Annotated in this window: 8 protein-coding genes; all 8 read right to left on the bottom strand. The window is 25.7% G+C overall.

Annotation, left to right across the window (positions count from 1 at the left end; all coding sequences use genetic code 4):
- Nucleotides 1-2,093 (bottom strand): hypothetical protein (locus JN03_RS09780; RefSeq protein WP_134076691.1); only part of this gene is annotated, 2,093 nt, incomplete at its 3' end.
- Nucleotides 2,093-3,295 (bottom strand): hypothetical protein, encoded by a 1,203-nt coding sequence (locus JN03_RS09775; protein WP_134076690.1) that lies wholly within the window; start codon nucleotides 3,293-3,295, stop codon nucleotides 2,093-2,095. The genes JN03_RS09775 and JN03_RS09780, both read right to left, overlap by 1 nt.
- A gap of 493 nt (nucleotides 3,296-3,788) precedes the next feature.
- Nucleotides 3,789-4,541 carry an ATP-binding cassette domain-containing protein gene (locus JN03_RS09770; protein WP_277870482.1) on the bottom strand — a complete coding sequence of 251 codons (753 nt, stop codon included), beginning with the start codon at nucleotides 4,539-4,541 and terminating at the stop codon, nucleotides 3,789-3,791.
- A 144-nt stretch (nucleotides 4,542-4,685) separates the two neighbouring features.
- Entirely contained in the window at nucleotides 4,686-5,798 is a 1,113-nt protein-coding gene (locus tag JN03_RS09765; protein WP_051599091.1) for a YitT family protein, read from the bottom strand.
- Nucleotides 5,799-6,009: 211 nt separating this feature from the next.
- Nucleotides 6,010-7,347 carry an ABC transporter ATP-binding protein gene (locus JN03_RS09760; protein ID WP_119863715.1) on the bottom strand — a complete coding sequence of 446 codons (1,338 nt, stop codon included), beginning with the start codon at nucleotides 7,345-7,347 and terminating at the stop codon, nucleotides 6,010-6,012.
- On the bottom strand, nucleotides 7,331-9,262 hold the full coding sequence (locus tag JN03_RS09755) for an ABC transporter ATP-binding protein (protein WP_134076689.1): 1,932 nt from the start codon (nucleotides 9,260-9,262) through the stop codon (nucleotides 7,331-7,333). The genes JN03_RS09760 and JN03_RS09755 overlap by 17 nt, the downstream gene beginning before the upstream one ends.
- An 8-nt stretch (nucleotides 9,263-9,270) precedes the next feature.
- Entirely contained in the window at nucleotides 9,271-10,254 is a 984-nt protein-coding gene (locus tag JN03_RS09750; RefSeq protein ID WP_166666767.1) for an ABC transporter permease, read from the bottom strand.
- Nucleotides 10,254-11,285, bottom strand: coding sequence for an ABC transporter permease (locus JN03_RS09745; RefSeq protein WP_422385924.1), 1,032 nt, complete (start codon nucleotides 11,283-11,285; stop codon nucleotides 10,254-10,256). Before JN03_RS09745 ends, JN03_RS09750 begins: the two co-directional genes overlap by 1 nt.
- Between the last annotated feature and the right edge of the window lie 133 nt (nucleotides 11,286-11,418).

Genomic DNA, 11,418 nt, shown 5'->3' with positions numbered 1-11,418 from the left:
TTTTTTACTTCATTTTGTAATATTTGAATATCATTTTCATTATTAAAGTTTAACGTTTTTAATCCATTTATTTTTTCTTTAGATAGAGATGAAGATGAATTTTTATAAAATTCAATTGCAACCTTTTTATAATAATTAAATCCAAACTCATAATTTTTCATCAAAGCATTATTTGTATATAGTTTTGAATAATCAACATCTTTTAAATTATTTAAGAAATTTTCTCTTAAATATTCATTCATTGCTTTTGCTGATTCATAATTATAATGTTGTAATGCATTAGAGGCAATGTTTTCATTGTTGTCTTGATATATTTCTGTTCTAATATATTCGCCTGTGTTATCATCAAAAATATAATTCGATTTATCTTTAGAACTCAATGAATATTTATCATACAATTTTTCTAATTTATCATAATTTTTTGATGATTTTCTTAATAAATCTTCATCGCTAAAAGGTATTGCAGATGAAGAGTTCATTGCATTTGTTGCAGCTAAATTAATAGTTCCAATAGCATTAATAACATTATCGCTATTAGTTAATTTACTAATGAAAAAATCATTGTTTATATCTAAATCTAATGAATAATCATCTAGATTATATGCTTCTACTAAATTTAATTTCTTTTCTTGATTATCTACATATAAATCACCTAATGCATCACTTAAATAAGAATCTATTTTACTAATTAGATTTTTAAAGTATTTTTTAAATAATAAAACAAGTGTATTAGAGGCACCGTCTTTAGCAAAATATGCTAATCCTGAAAAATATAAAACATTTAATTGATTGAAAAATGTTCCTCTTTTACCATTTTTCATAAATTTAATAATTTCTTCAAATTTTTCTCATAAATTTGAATGTTTATTATCATTGATATGAAAAGCTTTTAAATGAGTTTTTAATATTTCAGCTTCATCTATTAAAGGTAAAAAGTTAAAAATTGAAAAATTGTTGTGAAATTTATTTAGTAATTCTTCTTTTTGGCTAGGATTTTCCTTTATTTTCTTTTCTAATAAATAATTATTAACCGTCATCATTAAATTTGAAACAAATTTATTAACTATTTCTTTATATATAGAATCTTTAGAAGATATAACATTTTCATTTCTTTTACGTTTTGATCATTTGGAAGGATTTTTAAAATCTCTAATTTCATCACTTGGAGATTTTAAGATATAATCACCATAAAAATTAGCCTCATCATTTTTATCTATGTCAACTAAATATTTCTTATCGCCTTTTGTTGATTTTACTTTAATAATTGATGAACCTTTTCAATCTTGTTTAGCAAAATGATTATTAACAAATTCATCAACTTCATAAATATTGCCATTATGTTTTATATATCTTTTTGCATTATTGCTAATAAACTGTTTTAATAAATCTAAATTAAATTCATTATTACTATTTTGAAAATTAATATCAGAAACACTTCCGTTAGGAGCAGTAAATCTCTTATAATCAGTGTCAGTTAAATTATATAATCGCTTAAATTCGTTTATTCTTTCATTTTCTGTAGAATATGTGCTTTTAATTCTATTGTAATCTAATACTATTTCATTAATTATGGTTTCTTTATTTGCATAATACTTATTATTAAACTTATAAATTTGTGCGCTATTAATGTATGAAAGTTTTGCATCTTTTTCATTATTATAAGCAACATTGTTTATACCCAAATAAGCTCTTGTATTGTAATCTAAATTATTTAAATCCATTTCATTTAGTTGATCTAATGTTAAGTGCAAATTTGAATCATTTTCATATAATATATTTTGTTTTAATAGATTTACATCATGACTTTTTATATTCTTATATAAAAATTTATTTAAATCTGCTTCAGAATTAAATTGTTTATTAATGTTATTAGCATAATAAATTGTTCTTTCATCATAGCTCATTGCTTGACTAATTTCATTTTTAACATGATTTTCAAATTCCGAAGAATTAGCAAAATATTTATCATTGTAATAAAAACCTTCGGATTTATTTCTTTTACCTATTGCCGCTATTGTAATAATACTTGGAACAATTGTGATTGGTAATAATGTTCCAAATAAAATAGATGCAATTTTATGACTTTTTTTCATTATATCTCTCCTTTTATTGATCTAAATATTGTTAAAGGTATTGTTATACTAATAATTAATAAAAGTAAAAATGTGTAAATTAAATTAAGACTTGGATCTAATTCCAAAATGGGTGTCAAAATATCTTTGTAATATTTTGTTATTGATGAATTAGATAGAAGTTTAATTTTTTCAATAGTATTAAATTCATTGCTAAATGAATATATATCAGTAAGAATACGGTTAATATTATTCAATGAGGTGGCGTTTTCCTCTATAAAATTTTCTCAATCAAGTTGATTATTTATATTTTTAAAAACTTTTTGAAAATCAATTAAATTTATAGAAAATCTTTTTGATTTATTGTTATTAAAAAATACTTTATCATTAATAAAATTAGCAAAATGTTTTTTTAAATATTCTTTATCAATATCATTTATTTTATTATCAAAATCATATTCATCATTAGTTTTAACATCTTTTTCAAAGTAAAAATTAGCATTTTTAATATCAATATTTAAATATGCATTGAAAGAATAAACATCATAAAAGTCATTTAATAAATTCCAAAATTCTAATCCAAATTTATTAATTATTAAATTTTGTAATTGAACATTATTATTTAATAGATATTTTCAATCTCTTCTTAAATATTGAATAATTTTGTTGTTTTTACCAGATAATATTTCAATTAAATCAATCTCTTTTGAAGATAAAACTAATTTATCTCATTCTAATTTATTAATTAAATTTCTAATATTATTAATAGCATCTAAATCAATATTTTTCACATATATTTCATTATTTATTAATTCTAATAACTCATTGTTTTTATAAGAAACAATTGGTTTGGTCTCTAAATCATATATAAAATAGTCATTATTATTATTTCATTTTTTATTCTCAATAACACTATTGATAACATAATTTGAAAATTTAGAATTCAAAACTTTTGTTGGATCATAATTTTTTATAAATATTTTCTTAAATATAGAAATAGAACTAAAATAAAATGCATTAACTAAATCAAAAGTTACATAAAATTTATTCTTGTTAACAAAAGCATTTTTAGATACATAATAATCTTGATTCTGATTATTTTTTGAAACTTCAACAATTTTAGATAATTCAGAAAATCTTATATTGTGTCTATCTTTATTTGAAAAAGCTTTTGCAAAAATTGGAATACTAATTACGGAAATAGCTAATGTTGCATTAACCATATTTTTATATATTAATTTTTTTGAAAAACTACTAAAGAAAGTAAAAATCCAGAAAAATGAATTAAAGACAATAAAATTGATAAATAGCATTGCTAAAAAATAAAGAAAATTATAAATATTATTCTTAAAAATTATTAGCATAAATAAAGTAGTAATAATAGATATAAATAAACTTAAGATGGCAAAAATTGTTACTAAATATACATATTTTGATATAAAAATTTTTCTGCTATTAGAATATAGTGAATTTAATAATTGATCATATTGGTTTTTTCTTGTAGAAACCAAAAAGAAATAACATAAAACTAATGATAATAGAACCACTATTGAAAATATAATAAAATAAATTATTCAATTGTAATTATATAGTAATGAATTATTCAAGAAAAATGGAGAAACACTAAAAGAACATAATAGCAAAATAGTTACTAATGAAATTAATATTTTATTTTTAAAGAAATAAACTGCATGACTTTTAAATAAATTTTTCATATTATTTATTCCTTCTATTTTTTACATTTGAAATAATCTTGGTATTCAAATTTGAACTATCAATTATCGAATTTAAAATCTTTCCTTTTTCTATATAAGTAACACAATTAGCATATTGTTTGATTTCATCGTTATAGTGACTAGAAATAAAAATCGAGCTTCCTTGTTCTGAAATATTTTTTAATTTCTCATAAATAAATTTTCTAGCTTCAGTATCTAAATTTGAATCAGGCTCATCCAAAAATACTAGTTCAGGTCTTAAAAGTTCGACCAAAATTATTGGTAATTTTTTCTTTTCGCCAGATGATAAAAAATTAGGATTTGACTTAATCTTATCCTCTAAATTATATTCAGCTAATTTGTTCATTATTTCTTTATTAGACAAAATTTTATTATTAAAAAAATAAGAAAAGTTTTTAATATATTCAAACACATTTCATCACAAAGGAAAGGAAAGATTTGTGTTAAAATACATACAACTTTTTCTTATTTTTACTAATTTAATATCTTCGTTTTTAAAATATATATCGCCAATATAATTTTTATCATTGCCCGTAAGAATATTCATTAATGTAGATTTACCAGCACCATTGCGTCCTATAAGAACATGAAAAGATTTAGTAATTAATTTAAATGAAATATTCTCTAATAACATTTTGTTTTTAATTAGCTTTGAAACATTTGTTATTTCAAGAATAATATCTTTTTTAATATGTTTATTAGAAGAAATGTTATCCATAATAAAATTATACATTTTTATTCTTTTGAATAATATGATTAAATTTTATTAGCCAATTAGAAAAAGATAGAAGATTAAACCTAGATAAATATTAGACTAGATTTTTTTCTAATTTGTGTCTAATATTTATCTAGGTTTATGGTGAACTATTTTTTTTAATTATTCAACTTTTGAGGTATTGAAGTTTCCGATAAGTTTATATAGTGGAGCAATAGTTATAAATGCTTTATCATCAATAGAAAGAATTTCATTCTTTATTTGATTTTGTTCTAAGAACAAAGCAATAGTTTCAATTTTAATAACTTGTTCTTTGCTATATCCACTCGTCAGACTTTCGTAGTTATAACCGTGTCAATAATTAATTGATTTTAAGTGGTCAATAATTTCGGCTGCTTTTTTAGAATAAATTTCAATTTTAACTTTTTTGTATTTAGGATATAAGATTTCAAGAAAGCCATTATAGATAAAGATATAAATAATTGTAGAAACTGCTCTTAATAAAAACATTGCGGGGTTTCATGGTTTATCAGCACTAACATTGAAGTATTCTAAGAAAAAGATTAATGAAATTGAAAAAGTTGCAAATGCTAAAGCCACAAATGTTGAAACTGAACCAATGCTTTTCTTTTTCATTCTTGAAATATAATAAACTATGATGTCACTACCTGCTGTAGATCCTGAATTTTTTCAAGCAAGCCCAGACGAAACCCCGGCACAAACCCCACCAATTAAAGTGTAAATAATTACAGGTCAGGTGTGATTACCTTCAAGGGTTGAATAAACACTTCAAGGTTGTAATTGCCTTCAAGAAATACCAGGTTTTCAATTTATATAGAAAATAGAAATTTTATCAAATGTAAGATGAATAGGTTTAATTAACATTATTGATTGAAACACTACTTGAAATAGCAACCAATAAAGTGTAAATAACATAAATGTTCTAGGATTTTTGCGTCAAAATGCAATTATGAAAGGTAAGTTAATTCCAAAATAAATGTAAGCAAAATAAGGTGCTGTTTTACTTACTGAATAAGTTAAACCCTGAACTAATGCAGAAAGCCCTGACGCAACTGTTGCTGCTTTTCCTAGGAAAATAGCAACTCCGATGTTATATAACATTGCAGATAAAAATATGAAAAACATTTTCTTTGGAAATTTTTTTCATATTGTAAAGAAATTAACATTATATGGATTTAAGTTAATTTCTTGTGTGAGAACTTGTTTATGTTTCTTACATTTTTTTGGTTTTTCATCATCTTTTTGTTCTTGCATTGTCAGTACCTATAATCTTTGTTTAATGGTCTCTATAATTTTAATAAAATTTTTAAATTTTAATATGTTAATTTTTGGGTTTTTGATTTGAAAAATAAAAGCATTGAATTTTCAGATTTTTCAAACTTATTTTTTTGTAAATTTCGCACAAAACATCTTTTAAAAAACAAAAAAATCAGAGTTTTGCTCTGATTAAATTAAATATTTTTAATTACTTATGATTTTCACATTTGATTGACTTGAATAGTTCAAGTTCATCATCAGAAGCTAGTACAAAGTGGTCACTATTTATTTTTTGTCATTTTGGTTGGTTGTTTTCATCATATTTATGAAGCGCAGTATCATATTGATAACCAAGCAAAGATCCTTTTTTAGCTTCGATTGAAGGAATAGCATCTAGAAGTGATTTAGTATATGGGTGAATTGGATTATGAATAATTTCTTCAGTTTTGCCAACTTCTAATAAAGTACCTTTATTAATAACGGCAATTCTATCTGAAATATATTCAACCATACGGAGGTCGTGAGCAATAAAAAGAATTGTTAAATTAAATTTCTCTTTGAATTCGTTGAAAATATTAATAACTTGTGCTTGAATAGAAACGTCAAGCGCTGAAATAGGTTCATCTGCTATTAGAAGTTTTGGCTTTAGAATAACTGAACGACAGATTCCCAAACGTTGTTGTTGTCCACCTGAAAATTCTAATGGAAAACGACCAAGTGCTGATTCATCAAGTCCAACTTCTTTCAACATATTGATAACTAACATTTTTTTAATTTCTTTTGGGGTTGCAGTTGAAAGTTTGTCTTTTTCAATTTTAGAATCATCAATATATTTTATTATTTCTTCATACTTTGCATTTTTTGTGGCTAGTGTTTTGAAATCATTGTACAAAGTTTCATAAATATATTTATCTGAGATTTCTAAAGTTGATAAAAGAAGTTTATAACTTTCTTTTAGATTTTCAATAATTTTAGATTCAGGATCTATTTCTCTTATTTTTTCTCGAATGTTAGCAAATACATTTTGGTTAAAATCTATTTGGAAAAGCAATTTGATATTTTTAGCATTATTTAATCCTTCACCTACAATTCATTCCACGTTTTTATAAGGATTTAATGAGTTTGTAGGATCTTGAAAAATCATTTGCACTTTATTGATCATAAATTGCACAAGGTCTTTTTTAGCTTTAGTAAAAGAAAGACCTTTGTTCATATTTTTAGGAATAATTCTATCTTGAATTTTTATATATCCAAACGAATGAGGTGTTAGTCCTATAATAGCACGTCCAGTGGTTGATTTTCCAGAACCCGATTCACCTACAAGACCTAAAACTTCGTTTTCATAAATATTTAGATTCAAGTTTTTTATAGCGTAAAACTTTTTTAAAGCATTTCCATAAGTGATGTCTAAGTTTCTTATTTCGACTAAGACATTTTTATCGGGATAAGTTGAAAGCATTTCGCTTGTACCTTCAACAATTTCACGACATAATTGTTTGCCAAATAATTTGGTTTCACAATAATATTGTTTAGATTGTTTTGCCATTATCTGCTTTCTCCTCATCTTTTTTATGTTTCTTAGCCGCTTTTTTAGCTTCAAATTCTGCTTTTAATTTAGCTTCTTCTTCTGCTTCTAGTTTGCGTTTTTCTTCTCTTATGCAAGCTTCTTCAATTAATTTTTCAGTTTGAATGTTATGTTCATCTGACTTAACTTTATAGTAATCAAATAATTTATCTTCAACATAAATGTTTTTACCATAAAGTTTTTCGATGTGAGCATCAAATTTATTTCATAAGTTTTGGATAATTTTAGGAGGTTCTACTTTAGGAGCATATTCTGAAAGTAGTGAAGATTTAACAAAATGTGTTGGTGAAATTTGATAAATACTTGGCTCTTGTTCAAAATCAATTTCAAGTGCATATTCATTTCTTACAGCAAACGCATCTCCTACTATATTATTTAAAGAAGATGGAACTGCTCCGTGAATAACCCTTAATTTTTCACTAGTATTGAAATCAGGCATTGACATAATTAGCCCTCAAGTATAAGGGTGCATTGGATGCCCTAAAATCTCTTCTTTAGTACCTGCTTCTATAATTTGACCCGCATACATAATGTTAATGTAATCAGCAATAGAAGCAACAACACCAAGGTCGTGAGAAATAAAGATAGTTGAGATTTTGAACTTACTTTGAAGTTCACGAATGATATCAAGTACAAGTGCTTGAACTGTAGGATCAAGTGCCGTAGTAGGTTCATCCATTATTAAAAGTTTAGGTTTTAAAGAAACAATGGCTGCAAGTGCTATTCTTTGAATCATACCACCCGATAGTTCATGTGGATATGCTCCCATAACTTTTTCAGGGTTATTAATTTTAGTAAGTTCAAGATATTTAATCGCTTCTTGTCTACCTTCTTTTCTGTTTTGAACAATCTTATTAATCAACATTCCTTCAATGATTTGCTCGCCAACTTTCATTGTAGGATCTAAGATTGACATAGGGTTTTGAAAAACAGCTGAAACAATACGACCACGTAATTTAGTTTTTTCTCAATCTTTTAAACTAAAGTTTTGAACTTCAAGTCCATATAGTTTTACAATACCACCTTCTAAAATAGCATTGTTTCCAGTTAGACCGTAAAGAAGAGAAGTAATAACTGATTTACCAGATCCTGATTCACCAATTATGGCATGAACACATCCTTCATAAACTTTAAAACTAGGACCACGAAGAACAATATTTTTTTCTTTAGGATTTGCAGGATTTGCAAATGAAAGATAAATATCTTTTACTTCAGCCACAACTTTTCTTCACTTGTTAAAAATGTATTCTTCATCAGCTTTTTGAATATATTCATCAAAGTTAAAAAAATCTTTTTTCACTTTATTCTTTTTGAATAAAGTAGGCAAGACTTCAGTGAAGAAATATTTAATTTGCTTGCCTGCATTTATAAATGATTTTTTTAATACTGTTCAAAAACTAGGGGTAGGAAGACCAGTCATTTGTTTAACTGATTCAGGTTCGGGTTTAACCTTAAATTCCAAACTTTTTTTGAAAATTTTTGAATATCCTGAATCATCAATTGAAACATTATAATCATACAAAGGCTCTTTTTGTACTTCTGGAATTTGAGGTTCTTGAGACACTTGAGATTGAGTAGTTTCGTGTTCAACTTCAAGTTTTTTAGAAGTTTCAATTTGCTCTTTTTTGGCAGCAACTTTAGAAGTTGTACTTGAAAAGTTTTCTAAAAGATTTTTTGTGAATATGTTTCCAACTTCTTGTTTTGGGGTGTTTTCTGCGTTTATAGGCTCATTATTTACAATAGCACTAGTTTCAGTAGGCTTTTTAGTTTTTGAAGTTTTGGTTGTTTTAACAGTTTTTTTGACACTTGTGGTTTTGGCTTTAGTTGCTAATTTTGAAGCAATTTTTTTGGTCTTTTTTTCTTTATTTTCTTCCATTTTTTATCCTATCTTTGTCTCAATAAACTATCTTGAACACCTGCTGAAATTAGTTGAATACTAGTAGTTACTAAAATTAACATTGTTGATGGAATTAACACATAACGAGGTGAAGTTGAGAAGATTTTTGAACCTTCTGTAATTAAATTTCCTAGTGTAGATTTATTAGGAATTGAAAGACCTATGAATGCAAGTGAAGTTTCTGAAAGGATAACTCCAGGTATATGAAACACAATTTCAGTGATCAATAGTGGTAAAACAACAGGCAAATAATTAAGTAAAATTTTTCAAGTAGGAGTGCCCAAAATTCTTGAAGCTGAGACTCATTCATAGTTTTTCGCTCTTAAAACTTGTGAACGCATTTGGTTAGCAATACCTGTTCAAGAAGTAAAAGTAAGAGCAAAAACTATAACTCAGAATGTTGGATTTAAAACAATTGTAATAACAATTAGAATAATAATCGAAGGAATATTTGATACTACTTTAATTATAAAAGTCATAATTTTATCAAACATTCTGAAATGCCCCATCATAATACCAACGACCAAACCAATGGAAACTTGGATCAAAGTTGATACTACTGCAAGAGCAACTGAATAACGAAGTCCTCATCACAAACGTGCTCAAATGTCCCGGCCTTGTTGGTCAGTTCCAAAAACGTGTCCATCAGTAAAGAATGATTTATAGATTTTATCTGGATTCAATTTCGAAGGATCTTGGGTAAAAAATGGGATGAACAATGCACAGAGCAATAAGGCTGCAAGAACAACAAATCCAACAATAGCACCTTTATTTCTACTATAACGATAGAAAAATTCTTTTCAAGGTTTTTGTTGATTTTGCATAAATGAAGTTTCACGATAATTTACTATTTTAGAAACTAATTTATATTTTTGATAATTAAGTGGCTGCAAAAACTTGTTTGGTGCTAATCTTTCTTCTTCGCGTTGCAAGTTTTCTTCAAATTGTTGTTGACTGAATTTTGCCATCATTATCCTCTCTTTCTCACACGAGGATCAATAAGTTCATATAGAACATCTCTTAGTGTGTAAGATAAAATAGTAATTAATGAAAATAGTGAAACCATGAATAAAATAATGTTATAGTCTTTTGAAGTTATTGCTTGAAGCAATAATCCTCCTGAACCTGTGATAATGAAGATTTGTTCAACAAACATTGAACCAATGAAACTACCAAAAATAACAACAGGGAAAAATGTAGCAATAGGAAATAGTGATGGTTTTAAAGCATGCTTTCAAACGAAATGACGTTTAGTCATACCTTTTAAATAACAGAACTTAGCATGTTGTGAATTTAATTCACGGTTTAATTCTGATCTTATATATTTTATATAAACAATGATTGATCCTAGACTTAGGGCAAAGCCAGGCAAAATATAAGTAATTAAATTCTTTTCATCAAAAATATACGGAATTCCAATTGCTCTACCAATTAATAGTAAAAGTAAAGCAAATACTAGTGATGGAATTGATGAAAATATTGAAACAAATATAGTTGCTAAATGATCAGGTAGTTTATTTGGATTCATTCCAACATAAACACCGATAGGAATTCCAATCCCTAAGGTTAGAATAACCGAAAATATTCCGATGTAAAAACTCTTCAAGAATCTAACTCAAATGAAACTATTAATTGAAGATCCTGGAAATACTGAAAATGAAAGTCCAAAATCTCCTCTAATTAAATTAGCAAGATAAATTCCGTACCGTTTCCCAATAGGTAAATTAAGTCCATATTTTTCTTCAATTGCAATTCTTTGGGCATCATCTAGGTTAGCTGAAATTGTCATTGAACCAGGTACAGAATTTATTAAGAAGAATGTAGCTGTAATAACAATTCAGGCAACTATAATAAATTCTGCAATTATTTTAAGTGATTTTAACATACCTTTTACAAGAGGAGATTCAATGTTGAACATCTTCTTTCATCAAGGAAGTTTCACTTTGGTTTTATTATTAAAATCAACATAAGAACTAAAGTTCTTGCTTTTCTTAGAAGTTATACTTTGCTCATATTCTGATTCGGTAAGGATAATATAAGAAGGCTTAATAACTTTTTCTTTTTTATTGATTTTTGTAGCAACTTCAAGTTGAGGGCTTGAAGGTTGCAGGGGTTGGTTAGTATCTTTTTGCATT

It is taken from the genome of Metamycoplasma hyosynoviae, from assembly GCF_004365165.1.
Lineage (GTDB): Bacteria > Bacillota_I > Bacilli_A > Mycoplasmatales > Metamycoplasmataceae > Metamycoplasma > Metamycoplasma hyosynoviae.
The sequence above is the reverse complement of the archived record's forward strand: the minus strand, read 5'-3'. Positions and strand labels throughout refer to the sequence as shown.